Consider the following 18063-nt stretch of genomic DNA (forward strand, 5'->3'; position numbering starts at 1 on the left):
TTAAAGTCAAACCGGATCGACCCTCAGAGGCCGGACCTCAAATACCTGTGGCAGATGTAGCAAAGCTCGTCGCCATCCTTCACCAGGTGCGGCGCCGGCCGGGTCAGGTTATGGCAGGACAGGCAGGTGATCTTGCCGTCCTCCAGCTCGCAACCGGCCGCCAAGAGCTCGGACTCGGGCGCAAACTTGTCCTCTTTGCCGAGAGGGGGATAACCGCGCAGGACCGGATGGTGGTTGGAGTAGAGACAGTGATCGTCGAGACAGATGGAAACCGGTCGGGCGGAGTCTTTGGAGTGGCAAGCCATGCATTCGGCCATGGTGAGGATGCGGCTGGCACCGGTCTGATGGTATATGTTGGCTTCTCCCATCTCGAAGAAGAGCATGCCACCCAAGGCGGTAGCGATCAGTGCTTGCAGCCTTAAATGCACCGTCCCTGACTCGACCATAAGTCACCTATGTACTAGAGGTCATCAAACTCCGTATCTGACTGTTTTTTGTGGCATTGTGACATCAGACGGTAATTTTCAAGCTCACTGGCAAAGCATAGCACAGCGGCTATGACAGACAACGATGCCGCGATTATATTCGACTCATTGGGGCGCCCCGGCGCGCAGGGATGTCAAGGGAGGGAAAGGAAGCAGGCGGCAGGCATCCCTGGCCGGCAGGGGCACCTTTGTGAGCGCGCTCATTTTTACATTGACTGCCGCCGCGCGTCTGCTATAGTGAGCGCGTTCATTTTACTCGGAGAGCGGACGATGCGTATCAGCGAGCAGGCAAAACAGTTGTGCCGGGCCCGGATCCTGGAAAAGGCTGCCGAGCTCTTTGCCGCGCGCGGCTTCGACCAGACCACCACCCGCGACATCGCGCTCGCGGCCGGCGTCGCCGCCGGCACCATGTTCAACTACTTCCCCAGCAAGGAGACCATGGCCATGACCATGGTGAACGAGGCGCTGGCGCGGGGACGGGAGGAATTCCTGACCCGCCTGGAGGGGAGCGAGTCGCTGGAGGAGGAGCTGTTCCTGCTGATCGGCACCGAGCTGCGCCGCCTGCGCCCCCTGCGCCCCTTCCTGGGGCCGGTGCTGGAACGCTCCCTGAGCCCATTCCCGCGCAAAAGCGTCTGCCCCGAGGGAGAGACGGCGCGCCAGGAACACCTGGAGTGCGTGCGGCAGATCATGCAGCGGCACGGCTTCTCCGCTCCGCGCGAAGACGTCGCCGGCACCATCTACTGGTCGCTCTACCTCGGCATCCTCGCCTTCTGGACCGGCGACGATTCCGAGAACCAGGAGGCATCCCGGGCCCTCATCGATTACGCCATCAGGACCTTCGTGCAGATGATCTCGGGCAACGTGCAGGGAGGTCCCCATGCCCGCTGAGCGCCCGCAAAAGCATGGCATCGAGGGTCGGGCCTCGCTCCTTGACCTCATGCCGCAGCAGGAAGAGGCCGCACGGCGGCGCCTGGCGGAACTGGTCGAATCCGTCGCAGCCAGACGCCCCCCCACCACCTCCTTCTCCCGCCTCTGGATCCTCGGCTCGCTGCAGGCGAAGGTCACCTGCGCCTACCTCGCCTACTGGTTGCGCAGCCGCTGGGCCGACGCCGACGAGCGGGAGCGGCTGAAAAGCGAGACCCACCTGAAGGCGGCGCTCGAGCTTTTGGGGACCATGGGCTACCTGCGCGGGGCGGTGATGAAGCTGGGGCAGATGCTGGCCACCTTCCCGGATGCTCTCCCCGACGAGTTCGCAAGGCTTCTGCCGGCGCTCCATTTCGAGGCTCCCCCGATGCACTACGCCATGGTGCGCGAGGTGTTCCTGGACGAGTTCGGCAAGGAGCCGCACGAGCTCTTCGAGAGTTTCGAGCGGGAGGCCTTCGCCGCCGCGTCGCTCGGGCAGGTGCACCGCGCCCGCCTCCGTTCCGGGGAACTGGTGGCGGTGAAGATCCAGTACCCCGGTATCGCCCGCACCATCGAGGCGGACCTCAAGAACCTGCGGCTCCTCATGCAGCCGATGCGGCTGGGGGAGGACTGGGACAACGTCGTCGCGAAGCTGGCCGAGGTGGAAAGGGTGCTCCTCGCCGAGACCGACTACCTCGCCGAGGCGAGGTTCGCGCAGGAGGTGGGCAACTCCTTCACCCCGGAGGACGACATCGTCATCCCGCGGGTCTACCCCGACTACTCCACCCGCCGGGTGCTGACCACGGAACACCTGGAGGGGGTGCACCTGGAGGAGTTCCTGGCCGGCAACCCCTCCCAGGAACTGTGCGACCGCTACACCCACCTTTTGACCGTCGCCACGTTGCGCGCGCTGTACCGCACCCGCTGCCTCCTCGCCGACCCCAATCCCGGCAATTACATCTTCATGCCGGACGGGCGTCTGGGGCTGGTCGACTTCGGCTGCACGCGGCGGTTGACCGAGGAGGAGTGGCAGTTCCAGTGCGAGGTCGAGGAGGCGTTGCTGCGCCGGGACGAGGAGGAGATGGAGCGCCTCATCGTGAAGTCCTCGCTCTACGACTCGGCCGAGCAGATGGGGCGGGAGCGCCTGGAACTGATCGGGACGGTGATCCGCTGGCAGCTGGAACCGTGGCTTACGGACGGCCTGTTCGACTTCGGCGACCCCGACTTCTTCCGCCGCGGCATGGACGCCATGGTCGGGGTGACGCGCAAGGGGTTCATGCGCGGCATGCCGGTGCACATCTGGACCACGCGTTTCATCCTGGGGGCACGGGGCATCGTGTACCGCTTGAAGGGTCGCTGCGATTTCCAGGCGATCTACCGGCGGGAAAGCGGTCGCAACATGGCGGCAGAGTGCGCTGAAACCAGGAGATCAGGCAGGACGGCGCATGTCGCGATGCCCCCTCCCCCTCCGGGAGAGGGTCGGGGTGAGGGGGCGGATGTGGGGTTGGGCGAATGATTATTCGCCCCTACAGTTTCCCTGGCAGACCTTTTTTCGTGAACCGAACACTGTAGGGGCGAAAAATCTTTCGACCCCTCCGAAGGAGGAACCAACCGTGCTGCAACTGAAAGACGTGGTGAAATCGTACGACGGCAAATCGACGGTGACGGCGCTCGCCGGCATCACCCTTTCCATCGCCGCCGGCGAGATGGTGGCCATCATGGGGCCGTCGGGCTCGGGCAAGTCGACCCTTTTGAACCTGATGGGGGGACTCGACGTGCCGAGCTCCGGCGAGGTGCTGGTGGCAGGGACCGACCTCGCCAAACAGAATGAGAAGGGACGCTCCCTGTTCCGGCGCGACCACGTCTCCTACATCTTCCAGGCCTACCACCTGATGCCCACCCTGCGGGTCAGGCAGAACGTGGCGCTGCCGCTGCGGCTCGCCGGGGTCCCCGCGAAAGAGGCGGAGGCCAGGGTGGAGCGCGTGCTCGCCGAGGTCGGCCTGGAAAACCGCGCCGACCACCTCCCCGACGAGCTCTCCGGCGGCGAGCGCCAGCGCGTCGCCATCGCCCGCGCCCTGGTCACCGATGCGCCGCTGCTTCTGGCCGACGAGCCGACCGGCAACCTGGACAGCGCCCGCGGCAGGGAGATCCTCGCCCTGCTCCGCTCCATCCACGGCCGGCGCGGCACCACCATCGTCATGGTGACCCACGACCGGGAGGCCGCCTCGGCCTGCGACCGCCTGATCCGGCTGAGGGACGGCCGGGTCGAGGACGACGGAGCCGCCCCGGGAGGTGACCGATGAGGTTCCTGCTGCGCCACCTCTCCCTTTCCTACGCCCGGCGCCACCTGGCCAAGACCATCCTCACCCTCCTGGGGGTGGTGGTCGGCGTCACCACCTTCAGCTCGATCAAGACGGCGCAGGACGCGCTGGTGGTCGGCATCGGCTCGACGGTGGACCGGGTCGCGGGTAAGGCGCACCTGCAGGTGACCATGGAGGGGGGCGTACCCGAGGCCCTGCAGGAAAGGCTCAGGAACCTTCCCGGCATCCGGGCCACCTCCCCGGTGATCGAGCAGATCGTGGTGCCGGAAAAGGGGGAACTGGGAAGCCTGATGGTGATCGGCGTCGACCTTCTGGGCGACCGCGAGATGCGCGACTACGGCTTCGAGGGGGACGACGCCGACCTGGACGACCCGCTTCTTTTCCTGGCCCAGCCCGATTCCGCCCTCTTCACCCGCGAGTTCGCCAAGCGCGCCGGGCTCGCCACCGGCACCTCCCTCGCGGTCAAGGTCCCAAGCGGCGTGAGAAAGGTGACCGCGCGCGGCCTGATGAGCCCCAAGGGGTTCGCCCAGGCCTTCGGCGGCAACCTCATGGTGGTGGACGTCTACGCAGCCCAGGAGCTCTTCGGCAGGGGGCGGCGCTTCGACCGGATCGACGTGCGGCTCCAGGACGGTGTCAGCGTCGCCCAGGGGATCGAGCTGCTGCAAAAGGCGCTCGGCCCGGCCTACCGCGTGGAGACACCGGCGCGGCGCGGCGAGCAGATGGAGCGCCTGGTGGCGAACTTCACCGCCGGCTTCAACGTCTCCAGCGCCTTCGCACTCTCCATCGGCATCTTCCTCATCTTCAACGCCTTCAACGTCTCGGTGAACCGGCGGCGCCGCGACATCGGCACCCTGCGCGCCCTGGGGGCCACGCCGCGGCAGGTGCAGCTACTGTTCCTGGCCGAAGCTCTCATCATCGGCCTGCTCGGCGGCGCGCTCGGCTGCCTGGCCGGGACCGCATTTTCCCAGGCGCTCCTGGTGAGCATGGGGCAGAGCACCGAGATGGTGTACGGCATCTCCGGTTCCGGCATCGTGCACCTCACCCCCGCCATCATGCTGCAGTCCATGCTGCTCGGCCTCGTCGCCTCGCTGGTCGGCGCCTGGGGGCCTGCCCTCTCCGCCTCGCGCATCTCGCCCACCGAGGCCTTCGCCAAGGGCGCCTTCCAGGCCAAGGCGCAGCGCCGGGTGGGACCGAGAATCGCCACGGGTGCGGCCCTCGTCGCCTGCGCCGCGGCGCTCGCCCTGAGCAGCGCGGTCCAGGGGAACGCGCTGGTGCTCTGCGTGCTCCTCTTGGGGGGGATCGGGCTCGTGCTCCTGATCGGCCCCCTCTCCCGCGCCGTGCTGCTCGCCCTCGGCCCGCTGCTCACCCGCCTGTTCCCCTCGGCCGGCCCGCTCTCCTCGGACGCGCTGCTGGGCAACCCGCGCCGCAGCTCCGGCACCATCATGGCCATGGCGCTCTCGCTCACCTTCGTACTGGGGCTTGGGGGGTACATGGGCTCCACCAGGCTCACCATCGAGCGCTGGATGGACGACATCCTCACCTGCGACCTTTTCGTGCGCGCCTCGGCCAACTTCTCCCGTCCCGACTTCCTCTACCCCGGCGCGGTGAAGGGCGAGATCCTCGCGCTTCCGGGGGTGCGCACCGTGGAGAGCTACCGGGCCATCCGGCCGCAGTTCCGCGACAGGCAGATCCTGGTCGGCTCCGTGGAGATGGACACGCTGATGCAGAGGGTGCGCTACGACTTCGCCCAGGGGGACCGCGACTCCATGCGCGAGGGGCTCATCAACAAGGAGATGTGCGCAGTCACCGAGAACTTCCGCGACCGCTTCGGTCTCGGCGTCGGCGACAAGGTGCCGCTCAACACGCCGGGAGGGATGGTGGAGTTCCCGATCGCCGCCGTGATCCGCGACTACTCGTCGGACCAGGGGGCCGTGTTCCTGGACCGCAAGGTATTCCTCAGGCACTGGCAGGACGACCGGGTCGACATCTACGACGTCTCGGTGAAGCCGGGGACCGACCCCGGCCGCGTGCGCGACGCCATCCGCGCCAAGCTCTCCGGCAGGTACCCCGCGCTCATCTCGACCCAGCGCGAGTTCAAGGACGAGATCGGCAAGGCCATCGACGCCTTCTACGCGGTCATGCGCATCACCGTGTTGCTTGCGCTCGGGGTCGCCTTCCTCGGCATCGTCACTTCGCTCCTCATCTCGGTGGCGGAGCGGACCCGGGAGATCGGGATACTGAAGGCGCTCGGAGCGCTCCCCGGACAGATCGCCCGCAGCGTCGTGCTTGAGGCCCTGGTGCTCGCCCTGGTGGGGCTCATGCTCGCCCTTCCCGCGGGGAACCTGTTCGCTTCCTTCATGGAGGGGCCGGTGGCCAGGGCGTTCACCGGCTGGGCCATGCCGCACCACTACCCCTGGGAGGTGCTGGGGCAGCTGCTGGTCGCCCTCCCCTTGGTCTCCTTCCTCGCCGCCGGCATCCCGGCGCGGCAGGCGGCCGGGGTCAAGGTGACCGAGGCGATCGAGTACGAGTAGAGCCCGCATCCTCCCTCTCCCCCCGGGAGAGGGGCGGGGTGAGGGCGCCGGCAGTAGCAACCAGCTTGCCCGTGGCAGCACCCTCACCCGGCCTGCGGCCACCCTCTCCCGGAGGGCGAGGGGGTGGCCCCCCTCCCGCAAGGGGAGAGGGGGACCGGTCGGTAACCATTGCACATGCATGTAACGGAGGTATTCACCATGATCCGAATTCTACTGAAACCGCTGCAATTCCTTCTCGCAGCCGCCCTGCTCCTGCCGGTTACTTCCGCCCCCGCCCTCGCCGCCCCCGACGCACGCGCGCTTTTGAAGGAATCCGAGAACCGGCACCGCACCAAGACCCAGCAGTACTCGGGCGACCTCACCGTGGTGAACAAGGAGGGGAAAGTCCGCAAAAAAGGGTGGAACAGCTACCGCCAGGGGTACGCGGGCGACTCGAAAAACCTGATCCGGTTCACCGATCCTCCCGAGGTGAAGGGGGTGGGCTTTCTCTCCCTGCCGCGGCCCGGCTCGGAGAACCCCGACCAGTGGCTCTACCTCCCCTCCATGAAACGTGAGCGGCGCATCGCGCCCCAGGACCGCGACGCCTCCTTCGTCGGCACGGACTTCAACTACGAGGACATGGAGGAGTTCGACCACGAGAAGTACAAGGTCTCGCTGCAGGGTGAGGAAACGCTCGACGGGCAGCCCTGCTGGGTGATCGCCGCCATCCCGCTGGAAAAGGGGAGCAGGTCGATCTACCAGAAGCTGACCCTCTACCTGAGAAAGGACATCCTCTACCTGGTGCGCGAGGACCTGGTCCGGAAGGGTGAGAAGGAGCCGGCCAAGCGCCTGATCCTCTCGGACATCAAGAACGTCGAGGGGCACTACGTCGCCGCGCGCATGGAGATGACCGACCTGAAGAAGGGGAGCCACACCACGGTGACGCTGAAGCAGATCTCCTTCAACCGTCCCCAGCCCGCCAGCCGCTTCACGCTGCAGAACCTGACCCGCGAGGGGGGCGATTGACAACCCGGCTTCTGATCCTTTTTCTGCTCTTCTTCCCCTGCTCCGCCTTCGCAGAGGGGTTCTCAGGCTACGCCGAGGTGAAGGGCTTCGCCTATGGCGAGCGCTTCGCGGGCGAACCCCGCGGCGCCGGGTGGGGCACGCTCTACGGCAAGTGGGAACAACGCCTCGACCAGAGCCAGTTCACCTCCTCCCTGCGCGCCGAGTGGCTCACCTCCCCGCAGACGAGCCCCCTCGTCTTCGACCCGGCGGACCGCAGGCTCAGGCGCCCGCCGCTCTCGGTCCCGGAGCTCTGGCTGCGCATCCCGCTCGCCCCGTCGCACGACCTGGAGTTCGGGCGCTTCCAACTCGGCTGGGGCAAGACCGACGGCTACTCCCCCGCCGACGCCTTCCTCCCCCGTGACGTCACCGACCCCTTCGCCGACGAAAAGCTGCCTCTTTGGGCCGTCCGCCTGAGCGGCCAGGAGGATAACCTGCGCTACCAGGCCGTGCTGGTGCCGGTAACGACGCCCTGGCGCCTCCCCCCTCTGGGAAGCCGCAACGCCCCCATCGCCCCGGGCGCGCTCCCCCAGGGAACCAGGTTCTACGAGAAGGACGATGAACCACCGCTCCCCGGATTCGCCGCCCTGCGCCTTTTGGCCACCCACGGCGACTGGGACCTCGGCGTCTGGGGAAGAAGCGGGGTGCGTCCGGCGCCCATCCTCGAATTCTCCCTCGACCCGGCGCTGCAGAGCGGGCCGGCCCCGGTGATCTCGGTCGGGCGGCGCTACCCCCGCGAGCACGGCGTCGGGGTAGAGGTGTCGCGGGTGGCCGGCCCCTACGTCCTGCGCGGCGAGGCGGCCGCCCTCTTCTCGGCGGACCGGGAGCTTGGTGACGCGCTCATCGGGACCCTGAGCGTCGAGCGCGGCTTCGGGGACGGGACGCTCCTGGTCACCCTGGCCGGCAACGCCATCGATCCGCCGGTCGATCCGACGCTCCTCTTCGACCGCGGCCTCCTCCCCGCCCTGATCGTCGCCTGGAACCGGACCGAGGAGTGGGGCGCCTGGAAGCTGGTCTGGGACTGCGGCCTGAAAAGGGGCGACGGCCTCTTGAAGGGAGAGGTCGGCTACAACCTCACCGACACCTGGAAGGTCACCGTGGGGGGCGATCTCCCCTACGGCTCGGAGCAGGGTCCGCTGGGCGCGCTGCACGGCGCGCGGCGCCTCGTGGCTGCGCTGCGCCGCAGCTGGTAGCCGCCCGCCGCGGGTACGTATACGCGCCCGCAACCCTTTGCACGGTATACGTTTTAGACACCACCCCGCCTTTACGCTACCATCGTAAACCTCTTCGGCAGTCTGCCACGGCCGAACCGCCAGTGCGCCGGACACCCCACCTGCCGAAGCCGGGAGAACGATGGCTTCAATCAGTTCCGAGACCATTTCGGGCATACGCCTTTTCAGCGGCCTCAACGAGGAGGAGCTGCAGCGCATCGCGCGGCGCCTGGAGCTGCGCGATTTCGCCGCCGGCGACGTGATCCTGGCCAGGCACGAGCCGGCGCAGGAGCTCTACGTGATCCTCTCCGGGAGGATCAGGGTCGAACTCCTGGACCGCTCCGGACAGATCCTCAACCTCACCGAACTCGGCATCGGCAACGTGATCGGCGAACGCGCCATCCTGACCGACGAGAAGCGCTCCGCCGACGTGCGCGCCATCACCGAGGTCCAGGCCGCCCGGCTCACCCGGGAGCATTTCGAGGAACTGCTGGAGGCCATGCCCCTTCTCTACGCCAACCTGAGCCGCATCCTGGCGGCGCAGCTCGGCTCGTGGGCGCACCGCCACCAGCGCGAGGAGAGCGAGCACCGCGAGGTGATCACCAACATCATCGGCTGGCAGCTCCTCCCGGAATTCGGCGAGTTTCCCGGCACCTCTCCCTGGGTGCGCCTTTTGAACCAGCGCCTGCAGCACCTGGCCGACACCAGGAGCCACGTCCTCATCCTCGGGGAGCCGGGGACCTGGAAGGACCTCGCCGCCCGCCTGATCCATTTCCACAGCACCGGGGACCGACCGGTCCTCTTCCTCGACTGTGCCGCCCCTCCGCCGGTGATGGGGGAGGAATGCTCCGCCAGCGACTCCGCGCAGCAGAACTCGCTCCTTCTCGGGCTCGCCCAGGAGGCGGCCCTGTTCGGCCACGCCCCCGAGGGCGCCATGTACGCACGCCGGGTCAGGCGCGGCATGATCGAGCTCGCCGCCGGCGGGGACATCATCCTCAGGAACATCGACTGCCTCTCCGGCGCCGTGCAGGATGAGCTGGTCGATTTCATGGAGAACGGCCATTTCACCCGCCGCGGGGAGACGAAGCTCAGGAGCGCCCAGGTGCGCATCATCGCCACCTGCGGCAAGCCCCTGCAGCCGCTGGTCGACAGCGGCAAGTTCAACGCGGTGCTGTTCAAGAAGCTCTCCGGGGAGACCCTTGAGCTCGTGCCGCTCAGGGAGCGCAAGAAGGACATCCCGGTCATCGCCAGGAGCCTCTTGAAGTCCCTGAACGCGAAGCACCACAAGCAGGTGCGCCGCCTCTCCCAGGACGCCCTGAACCGCCTGGTGGACCACGACTGGCCCCTTAACGCCAGCGAACTGTACCAGGTCGTCTCCCGGGCCGTCGTGGTCTGCAACGATGACGAGATCCAGCCCGAGCACATCTCGCTGCAGGGGCACCCCTTCGGCGACGGACGCTTCAACCTGCTCACCCTCCCGGCGGTGGAGAACCTGGCCAGGAACCCGCGCTTCCCGCGCCTTTTGCGCTGGCTCACCGTGCCGCTCTTCCTCGCGGTCACGCTCTACACCCTGTTCGGCCCGCGCCAGCACAACGCGGCCAACCTCGTCGCCTGGACCATCGGCTGGCCGGCGCTTTTGGTCACCGCCTTCCTGTTCGCCCGCGGCTGGTGCAGTTTCTGCCCCATGGAGGCGATCGGCGAGTACCTCGGGGTCTCCAGCCGCGTGGTGCGCGACCCCGCCCCCTGGCTGCGCCGCTGGGGGCCGTCGCTCTCCTTCGCCGCGCTGGTGGCGATCCTCCTTTTGGAGCAGGCGACCGGCATGTTCAGCTACGCGGGGGCCACCGGCGTGCTCCTCTCGGGGATCCTCTGCGCCACGGTAAGCGCGGACCTGGTGATCGGCCGCCGGGGGTGGTGCAAGTTCCTCTGCCCGCTGGGGCGGATCGTGAGCCTCGTCTCGCGCATCTCTCCGCTTGAGATGCACAGCAACCACAACGTCTGCCTGAGCCGCTGCCGCGTCGACGACTGCATCAAGGAGAAGGGGTGCCCGATGGGGCTGCACCCCTCGGGCGTTGACAGCTCGGACCACTGCGTGCTCTGCCTGAACTGCGTCAGGAGCTGCCCGCACCGCTCCATGCAGCTCGACCTGAGAAACCCGACCTGGGGGGGCTTCAACCGGGCCCGGCGCGGCTTCCGCGAGGCGCTCTTCAGCACCACCCTGGTCGGCGTGGTGATTGCCGCCAAGGGAACCCCGCTCCTGGCCGGCCGCCCCCCGGAGATCTTCACGCGCACCCTCTGGAGCGTGAACGACTACCTGCTGGCCCTGGCCATCGTGGCGGGCTTCACCCTCCTCGCCGCCCTCGCCTCCGCGGCGGTGCGCGGCACCGGCTGGCGCTCGGTCTTCACCACCAGCGGCCTCGCCTACCTGCCGCTGGCGGTGGCCGGCCTGTTCATGATCTTCTTTCGGGCCCTCGTGGAGGGGGGCGCCGGGATCGTCCCGCTCCTCGTGGAGGCACTGAGGCTTGAGAACCTCCTGGACGCGGCGGCGCTCACCCCGGAGCTTGGGACGCTGCGCCTGCTCATCTACCCCTTGCTTTTGCTCGCCGCCGTCTTCTCCTGGGTCATCCTGGGCAAACTGCAGCGTCAGGACGGCCTTCCCCCCCGGGCGCTGATCGGGCACCGCCTGCTCATCCTGGCGGCCGCGGTCATCTTCATGGCTATCCTGTAAAGCGATAGTGTGAGATAATTCAAGTAACAGCCGCACGCCATGTCACAGGGTGCCCGGACGTCCGGCATCTTCTTGACACAGGCGGTGGGGGTGTTACTACTTATGCGGGACATCTCACTACCGGCAAGGACACCACAGACAAGGAGGCGCACGATGAAGAGGATTGCTTTGATTGTCATGGCAGGGTTCCTGGCAATGGGCAGCGTACCGACTTTCGCCGCTGACATGGGCGCGAAAGACGAATGCCTGCTCATCTCGAAAAACTGCAAAAACGAAGTGGACAGCATCCAGCAGAAGATCGCGAAACTGCAGGGCGAGATCAACAAGGGGAGCAGGGTCTACACCGCGGACGAGCTGAAAAAACTCCACGACAAGCTGAAAGAGGCCAACGACGTCCTCGACGAACTGAACAAGCCCGGCCACTAGTCCCCCCTCCAGGTACCGCTTCATTTCGACACCACAAAGGCCATCGTGACGCTCACGATGGCCTTTGGCGTTTCCCCCTTTCCCGGCTACTTTTTGCTTGCCACCTGTACCCAAAACTGCTACAAATTTTTGGTCAGGGTGCGGAAGGCCCTTCCCGTTCTGGCAACAAACGCATAGCAGCACGGAATTCCTCGTTAAGATGAGGCGTTTGCACAAACACAGGCTACTGCCCGGAAACGTCGAAAGACGCCAATGGGTAGACCAGGTATTGCCGGATTAAGGCTTTACTTAAGGTAGCTGGTCCCTGCGACCTACGTTGTGCACTGCCGAAAACCTACGAGTGGGGAATCGCAGGCAGACGTCCAGGCCCGGGTTCTCCCGTGGCCTTTTTTCGTATTTTCACGTCGGACAGAAAAGGTGGTGGTTCTACAAATTGGACAGTCATAGTAGCGAATATCCGTTACCCATCCCGTTCCCGCGGCGATAGCCTCCTGCAAAGCCTTCCTCCTTCCCTGTCTGCTTTGCTCCGCCGTCCGCCACCAAGGAACGGGGCTTGATGAAGCAGCGGGGAGTTCGTAGTACACTCCCATCTCAGTGCAATAACTCACCGGTTTACGCATCGGCGCAGTGCACCTGCCCGTTTGCGCTCGGGTCGAGGTGCGGGCATGCCTTTTGAGCCCCCCCCTCCCGGACCGTTTTGCCGTCGTCCCTTCCGGAGACCGACGCGAGGTCGTGGTCCGCCTTACGGGCGGCCGCACAGCAGCACAGCAGTTGATAGGAGAAGGCAGGATGTTCATCGTTTCCAATATAACCACAGGGCGCTCCGGGAAGCAGCACCCGGCCCAGCGCTCCGCAGCGCAGAAAACGGCGGCCCAGGGCGAAAACGAGCGCCGCCTGGTCGAGATCTGCTCCATGTCGGTGCGCGATGCACTCAAGGAGCTCGACACCAAGGCGAAGGAGGGGCTCACCACCGAGGAGGCCGAAAAGCGCCTCGACGAGTACGGCGCCAACGAGCTGGCCCACGCCAAGCGCCTGGGGGTCCTGGCCGACCTCCTGGAGCGCTGCAAGAGCCCGCTCGTCGTACAGCTCCTGGTGATCGCCGTCATCTCCGGCATCGTCGGGGAGACCAAGTCCGCCATCATCGTCGGCGCCATGATCATATTGAGCGTCGGGCTCTCCTTCATCCTGGACCGCCGCTCCGGCCAGGCGGTCGAGGCCCTGGGCAAGCGGGTGCAGTCCCGTACCCTGGTGCTCAGGGATGGCGAGGAGACCGAGATCCGGATTTCGGACGTGGTCCCGGGGGACGTGGTGCTCCTCATGGCGGGGTCCATCATCCCGGCGGACGTACGGCTTCTCTCCGCCAAGGACTTCTTCGTCAGCCAGTCGGCCCTCACCGGCGAGTCGATGCCGGTGGAGAAGAGCGCGCTGCCGGAGAAGGAGCATGAGGCCGGCCTTTCCGCCTGGGAACTCCCCAACGCCTGCTACTTGGGCTCCAGCGTGAACAGCGGCTCGGCCCGCGCCGTCGTGGTCAATACCGGCGTGCGCACTTTGTTCGGCTCCATCTCCGCGTCGCTTGCCGAAAAGGCCGAGGAGACCAGTTTCGACAAGGGGACCCGCTCCTTCACCTGGCTCATGATCCGCTTCATGCTGGTGATGACCTCCGCCGTCTTCCTGATCGTCGGCATGACCAAGGGGAACTGGGTCGACGCCCTCCTCTTCGGTCTCTCCATCGCCGTCGGCCTCACCCCCGAGATGCTCCCGATGATCGTGACGGTGAACCTCGCCAAGGGGGCCCTCACCATGGCGGCCAAGAAGGTGATCATCAAGAGGCTCCCCTCCATCCAGAACTTCGGGGCCATCGACATCCTCTGCACCGACAAGACCGGCACCCTCACCCAGGACAAGGTCGTCCTGGAGAAGTACGTGGACCTCACCGGCCGCACCAGCGAGGACGTCCTCACCTACGCCTACCTGAACAGCCACTACCAGACCGGCTTAAGGAACCTGATCGACCGCGCCATCCTGGACCACACCGACATGAACGTCCAGCTCTGCCGCCTGGTGGACGAGCTCCCCTTCGACTTCCAGCGCCGGCGCATGTCGGTGGTGGTGGACTTCGAGGAGGACCACGTGCTGATCTGCAAGGGGGCGGTGGAGGAGATCTACGAGTGCTGCAGCCACTACCAGATCGGCGAGGAGGTCTACCCCCTCTTCGACATGATCCGGGACAACCTCTTCGAGGAGGTGGAACGGCACAACCGCGACGGCTTCCGCGTGCTCGCCATCGCCTACCGCGAATTCCCGCGCCAGAAGACCCAGTTCGAGGTGAAGGACGAGTCGCAGATGATCCTTTTGGGCTTCATCGCCTTCTTCGACCCCCCCAAGGCGCAGGCCAGCGAGGCGCTGGGCCTTTTGCAGGAAGCGGGGGTGCGGGTCAAGGTGCTCACCGGCGACAACGGCCTGGTAACCCAGAGGGTCTGCACCAACGTCGGCCTGAAGGCGGAGCGGATGCTGACCGGCGCCGAACTCTCCCGGGTCACCCCCGAGGATTTCGCCGCCATCGTGCAGGAAGTGGACATCTTCGTGAAGCTCAGCCCCGCGCAGAAGGAGCAGATCGTGCGCAGCCTGCGCGCCAGCGGCCACGTGGTCGGTTTCCTGGGGGACGGCATCAACGACGCCCCGGCGCTGAAGGCGGCCGACGTGGGGATCTCGGTCGACTCCGGGGTCGACGTCGCCAAGGAGACCGCCGACATCGTGCTCCTGGAGAAGAGCCTCCTGGTCCTCGAAGAGGGAATCATGGAGGGGCGCCGCGTCTTCGCCAACATCGTCAAGTACATCAGGATGGGGGCCTCCTCCAACTTCGGCAACATGTTCTCCGTGATGGGGGCGAGCTACCTGCTCCCCTTCCTCCCCATGCAGCCGGTGCAGATCCTGACCAACAACCTGCTCTACGACTTCTCGCAGACCGGGATCCCGACCGACCGCGTCGACCCGGAACTGATCGCCAAGCCGCTCAAGTGGAACATCGAGAACATCAAGCGCTTCATGTTCTGCGTCGGCCCGATCAGCTCGCTCTTCGACTACGCGACCTTCGCCCTCATGTGGTATGTTTTCGGCTGCGCCGCCTACAACGCCCCGGGCGTCAGCGCCCTGCAGCAGGAAGGGTTCGCCAAGCTGTTCCAGACCGGGTGGTTCGTGGAGTCGCTTTTGACCCAGACCCTGATCGTGCACATCATCAGGACCCGGCGCATCCCGTTCATCGGCAGTTGCGCATCGCTCCCGATGACCCTGACCACCCTTGGCATCATGGGCATCGGCGCCTGGCTCCCCTACTCTCCCTTCGCCGGCGCGCTCAACCTGGTGCCGCTGCCCCCGGTCTACTGGATCTGGATCATCGGGTTCCTGTTGACCTACTCGGTAATGACCCACTTCGTGAAGACCTGGTTCTTCAACCGCTTTGGAGGTGACTGATGGATAGCTTGCTCGACGCACTACAGGAAGGACGTCTTCTCGAGATACCGGACGACTACGACAAGGAGGATGCGCTGCGCTTTCTGGCCCACATCCTCGAGGCCGTGCCGTCGCTGCCGCCGGACACCGACGTAGCGGGGCTGATCCTCGCCAAGGAAGGGGCCTCGAAGACCGCCCTGGGCAAGGGGTGGGCCTGCCCGGACGCCCGGGTCCCCTTTGACGAGGACCTGATCTGCGTCGTCGGATGGAGCCCGAGGGGGATCGACTACGGTAGCCCGGACGGCAAGCCGGTCAAGGTGATCGCCATGTACCTCGTGCCGGAGAACCAGCGCAGCAACTACCTGCGCGAGGTCTCCCTCCTCGCCAAGGCGCTGGAGATCTACCCGGAGATCGAACGGCTCAACGCCGCCGACAGCCTCAACGACATCCGCGACCACCTGCTCGACCTGATCAGCACCACCAAGGGGACCGTGGGACCCGATTCCCGCGCCAGGATGATCCGCCTGCAGGGGAAGGTGGCCGCCGTGGAGCCCGCCCCTTACGATCTCGCGAACCTCATCGTCGAGCCCATCACCATCATAGTGGGGACCGGGTTGAAGACGGTCGTGCTCGGCCATGACCACGCCCTCGTGGAGCTCCTGGAAGGGCTCCCGGGCCTCTCCGACGAGGTGGCCACGCACAGCTCGTTCAACACCGGGGGGTGGCGCATCGTGAAACGGAAGGAGGCCTCCTTCACCGGGGAGCGCCTCCTCGTCGACTGCCTCGCCCTGCGGACCCAGGGAGGAAAATGAAGGAGGATCTTTCATGTCAGAGCTGAACGATCTCAAGGAGCGGCTGGACTCGTCCGAAGCCAGAAACTCCCTCAACAACGCGGTGGCCATAGCGGTCGCGCTCATCTCGGTGTTCATGGCCGTCTGCAAGGTGAAGGATGACAACATCGTGCAGGCGATGCTGCAGGCGAAATCGGACCAGGTGGACACCTGGAACGAGTACCAGGCCAAGAAACTGAAACAGCACCTGGCCGAGCTGGGACTGAACCAGGTCGCCGCCCTGGAATCCATGGCGCCGGGGAGGGTGTCGGCTCCCCTGGCCGCCCAGCAGAAGCAGTACAGCGACAGCATCGCCCGCTACAAGGTCGAGGAAGCAAAGCTGGCCGAAAAGGCGAACGGCCTTGGGAAGCAGTACGACGACCTCAACTACCGGGACGACCAGTTCGACCTCTCCGACGCCACGCTGGCGGTCTCGCTGGCCATGCTGGCGATCACCTCGCTCACCGGGAAAAGAAAGCTCCTCTACCTGGCGCTGGCGTTCGCCGGTTTCGGCGTCCTGATGGGGGTGGCGGGCCTGGTCGGCCTCGCCCTGCACCCGACCGCCCTGGTGAAGGCGCTCACCTAGCCCCGCCGGCTATCCCCTGCGCCCCCCTTCCGCGATGGCCTCGAAGAGTTCGGACACCACCCTCGCGAGGTGGCACCCGGACAGGACCTGGGCGTAGCTGCGGTCGTCGGTGATGATCCGCTTTTTCAGCGGCCTCTGTTCGCTCTCCGCCAGCAGCTCCTCCAGGGTACTCCGGATGGTCTTTCCTTTGGGAACCACCTCGTTGTCCCGCCCGCACCCGGAGTCGTCCAGGGCGCACACGTACCACAGCCTCAGGGGGGCGAGTCCCGGGTCCGCCTCCAGGTGACCGCTGCTCTTCACGAAGTTGATCACCTTGAGCACCAGCTGCAGCTTGGCCATCTCGTAGCAGGAGTCGTCCACGATGTTGCCCTGCTCGAAGAAGGGGATCACGTGCAGCCACGGCTCCTGGCGCACCTGGTCCCCCCCGGGCTTCTGCTCCCGCCCCACCACGAAGAGCGCCCAGACGTAGGCCGTGTAGAAGAGCCTGGAACTGGCCGGGTTGCCGATCACGCTGTGCCCTTCGTACTCCAGGATGAAGGCCTCGCGGTCCGGGTTCAAAAGCTCCTGCTGCGCGCCGCAGATCTCCCCCTGGAAGAAGCTGCTGGGGGGCCAGAGCCTGCCGGTTATGCTGGCATGCAAGGCGGGATGGGCGCCGCCGCTTCTCCCCGCCACCGCTTTGCGCAGCTCCGCCAGCAGCTGTTCCTTCCTCTCGTCCCTCACCCTCACCCGCACCGAGTTGTTCTCGTCGCCGAAGCCGTACTGCAGGGTCACCGGTCCGCCCCACTGGTCGCAGCTGCAGATCGGCACGCTCGCCCCCCACAACAGCCACAGGTTTAAGATGGTCATCTGCTGCGGCGAGAAGGCACGGTTCGCCATCCGGTCGTAACAGGAGATGATCGGGTCCCAGTCGTCTGCGAACCGTGACATGAGCCCCGGCAGGAGGTTCAGCGGCAAAAGAAAGCCGTGCTCGATCTTCACGCTTGAGAGAAAGAAAGCCTGCTCGTCCAGCGAGAGTCTCAACTGCGATAACGCGAGGAGGTACTGCTTGATCCCCTCCTTGGTGCCGTCGTCGTTGAGGCGGAAGACGTCCACCACCTCGATTACCGGCTCCTTCTCCTTGATCTTCAGCGCCCCGAACTTCGCGCGCGTCGAGCGCTTCCACTCGGCCAGCTCGTGCCTGAAGGCCCGGTCGTCATACTGCAGCTGGTAGCGCTTGCTCCTGGGGTCGAGAAACCACTTGGGCTCTTGGCGCGGCTTCGGGTGCAGGAGCCTCAGCTCCAGCCAAAGCCGCATCTGCCTTCTGAACATGGCGGGGTGGAAAGGCCAGGCGGAGTCGCAGCATGCCTTCAACGTGTTCAGGACGGGAAGGTTTTCCCGGGTGGAGAGGCAGCGCCATACCAGGCGTACCGGGGGCACGAAGAACCAGAGGAGGTAGAAGAAGGCGGTAGCTGCCGCGAGGAGCAGAGCAACAATTTCCCTGTAGCTTTCCATGGCGCGCCCCCGCTCCAGATTAAAAACAGCCCACAAAGTGTATCTGCCGCACCACGTTTTTCA

At 65.9% G+C, this 18063-nt stretch carries 13 protein-coding genes and 1 riboswitch; of the genes, 11 read left to right on the forward strand and 2 right to left on the reverse strand.

The window, feature by feature from the left end; all coding sequences use genetic code 11:
• Window positions 1–23: 23 nt before the first annotated feature.
• Window positions 24–446, reverse strand: a complete 423-nt coding sequence (locus KOM00_RS11940; protein ID WP_216499148.1) for a cytochrome c3 family protein — start codon at window positions 444–446, stop codon at window positions 24–26.
• A 309-nt stretch (window positions 447–755) separates the two neighbouring features.
• Here KOM00_RS11940 and KOM00_RS11945 point away from each other — a divergent pair, with 309 nt between their 5' ends.
• The 11 genes from KOM00_RS11945 (at window position 756) to KOM00_RS11995 (ending at window position 16509) form a co-directional block, all read left to right on the forward strand.
• The gene (locus tag KOM00_RS11945; protein ID WP_216499149.1) at window positions 756–1373 is read left to right on the forward strand and encodes a TetR/AcrR family transcriptional regulator; all 618 of its coding nucleotides are present in this window, start codon (window positions 756–758) and stop codon (window positions 1371–1373) included.
• Entirely contained in the window at window positions 1363–2904 is a 1542-nt protein-coding gene (locus KOM00_RS11950; RefSeq protein ID WP_216499150.1) for an ABC1 kinase family protein, read from the forward strand. The genes KOM00_RS11945 and KOM00_RS11950 overlap by 11 nt, the downstream gene beginning before the upstream one ends.
• Window positions 2905–3001: 97 nt before the next feature.
• Window positions 3002–3691, forward strand: coding sequence for an ABC transporter ATP-binding protein (locus tag KOM00_RS11955; protein WP_216499151.1), 690 nt, complete (start codon window positions 3002–3004; stop codon window positions 3689–3691).
• Window positions 3688–6240 (forward strand): ABC transporter permease, encoded by a 2553-nt coding sequence (locus KOM00_RS20820; protein WP_216499152.1) that lies wholly within the window; start codon window positions 3688–3690, stop codon window positions 6238–6240. Before KOM00_RS11955 ends, KOM00_RS20820 begins: the two co-directional genes overlap by 4 nt.
• A 198-nt stretch (window positions 6241–6438) precedes the next feature.
• The gene (locus KOM00_RS11965; protein WP_216499153.1) at window positions 6439–7245 is read left to right on the forward strand and encodes an outer membrane lipoprotein-sorting protein; all 807 of its coding nucleotides are present in this window, start codon (window positions 6439–6441) and stop codon (window positions 7243–7245) included.
• Window positions 7242–8474: a hypothetical protein gene (locus KOM00_RS11970; RefSeq protein WP_216499154.1), complete on the forward strand. Its 1233-nt coding sequence runs from the start codon at window positions 7242–7244 to the stop codon at window positions 8472–8474. The genes KOM00_RS11965 and KOM00_RS11970 overlap by 4 nt, the downstream gene beginning before the upstream one ends.
• A 160-nt stretch (window positions 8475–8634) precedes the next feature.
• The gene (locus tag KOM00_RS11975; RefSeq protein WP_216499155.1) at window positions 8635–11217 is read left to right on the forward strand and encodes a sigma 54-interacting transcriptional regulator; all 2583 of its coding nucleotides are present in this window, start codon (window positions 8635–8637) and stop codon (window positions 11215–11217) included.
• A gap of 153 nt (window positions 11218–11370) precedes the next feature.
• Window positions 11371–11643 carry a hypothetical protein gene (locus tag KOM00_RS11980; RefSeq protein ID WP_216499156.1) on the forward strand — a complete coding sequence of 91 codons (273 nt, stop codon included), beginning with the start codon at window positions 11371–11373 and terminating at the stop codon, window positions 11641–11643.
• Between the two features lie 183 nt (window positions 11644–11826).
• Window positions 11827–11995, forward strand: a riboswitch (M-box (ykoK) riboswitch).
• Between the two features lie 437 nt (window positions 11996–12432).
• Window positions 12433–15114 (forward strand): magnesium-translocating P-type ATPase, encoded by a 2682-nt coding sequence (gene mgtA / locus KOM00_RS11985; protein WP_216499157.1) that lies wholly within the window; start codon window positions 12433–12435, stop codon window positions 15112–15114.
• Entirely contained in the window at window positions 15114–15905 is a 792-nt protein-coding gene (locus tag KOM00_RS11990; protein ID WP_216499158.1) for a PTS sugar transporter subunit IIA, read from the forward strand. Before mgtA ends, KOM00_RS11990 begins: the two co-directional genes overlap by 1 nt.
• A gap of 13 nt (window positions 15906–15918) precedes the next feature.
• Window positions 15919–16509: a DUF4337 domain-containing protein gene (locus KOM00_RS11995; RefSeq protein ID WP_216499159.1), complete on the forward strand. Its 591-nt coding sequence runs from the start codon at window positions 15919–15921 to the stop codon at window positions 16507–16509.
• A gap of 9 nt (window positions 16510–16518) precedes the next feature.
• Here KOM00_RS11995 and KOM00_RS12000 read toward each other — a convergent pair whose 3' ends face one another.
• Entirely contained in the window at window positions 16519–18000 is a 1482-nt protein-coding gene (locus tag KOM00_RS12000; RefSeq protein WP_216499160.1) for a hypothetical protein, read from the reverse strand.
• Window positions 18001–18063: the final 63 nt, after the last annotated feature.

This window comes from Geomonas diazotrophica (genome assembly GCF_018919385.1).
In the GTDB taxonomy this organism is placed as follows: Bacteria; Desulfobacterota; Desulfuromonadia; order Geobacterales; family Geobacteraceae; genus Geomonas; species Geomonas diazotrophica.

What these genes read in the sequence shown, in the direction of transcription:
- KOM00_RS11940 (WP_216499148.1), bottom strand. Translation starts at nt 446, where the DNA reads ATGGTCGAGTCAGGGACGGTGCATTTAAGGCTGCAAGCACTGATCGCT.
- KOM00_RS11945 (WP_216499149.1), top strand. Translation starts at nt 756, where the DNA reads ATGCGTATCAGCGAGCAGGCAAAACAGTTGTGCCGGGCCCGGATCCTG.
- KOM00_RS11950 (WP_216499150.1), top strand. Translation starts at nt 1,363, where the DNA reads ATGCCCGCTGAGCGCCCGCAAAAGCATGGCATCGAGGGTCGGGCCTCG.
- KOM00_RS20820 (WP_216499152.1), top strand. Translation starts at nt 3,688, where the DNA reads ATGAGGTTCCTGCTGCGCCACCTCTCCCTTTCCTACGCCCGGCGCCAC.
- KOM00_RS11965 (WP_216499153.1), top strand. Translation starts at nt 6,439, where the DNA reads ATGATCCGAATTCTACTGAAACCGCTGCAATTCCTTCTCGCAGCCGCC.
- KOM00_RS11975 (WP_216499155.1), top strand. Translation starts at nt 8,635, where the DNA reads ATGGCTTCAATCAGTTCCGAGACCATTTCGGGCATACGCCTTTTCAGC.
- KOM00_RS11980 (WP_216499156.1), top strand. Translation starts at nt 11,371, where the DNA reads ATGAAGAGGATTGCTTTGATTGTCATGGCAGGGTTCCTGGCAATGGGC.
- mgtA (WP_216499157.1), top strand. Translation starts at nt 12,433, where the DNA reads ATGTTCATCGTTTCCAATATAACCACAGGGCGCTCCGGGAAGCAGCAC.
- KOM00_RS11990 (WP_216499158.1), top strand. Translation starts at nt 15,114, where the DNA reads ATGGATAGCTTGCTCGACGCACTACAGGAAGGACGTCTTCTCGAGATA.
- KOM00_RS11995 (WP_216499159.1), top strand. Translation starts at nt 15,919, where the DNA reads ATGTCAGAGCTGAACGATCTCAAGGAGCGGCTGGACTCGTCCGAAGCC.
- KOM00_RS12000 (WP_216499160.1), bottom strand. Translation starts at nt 18,000, where the DNA reads ATGGAAAGCTACAGGGAAATTGTTGCTCTGCTCCTCGCGGCAGCTACC.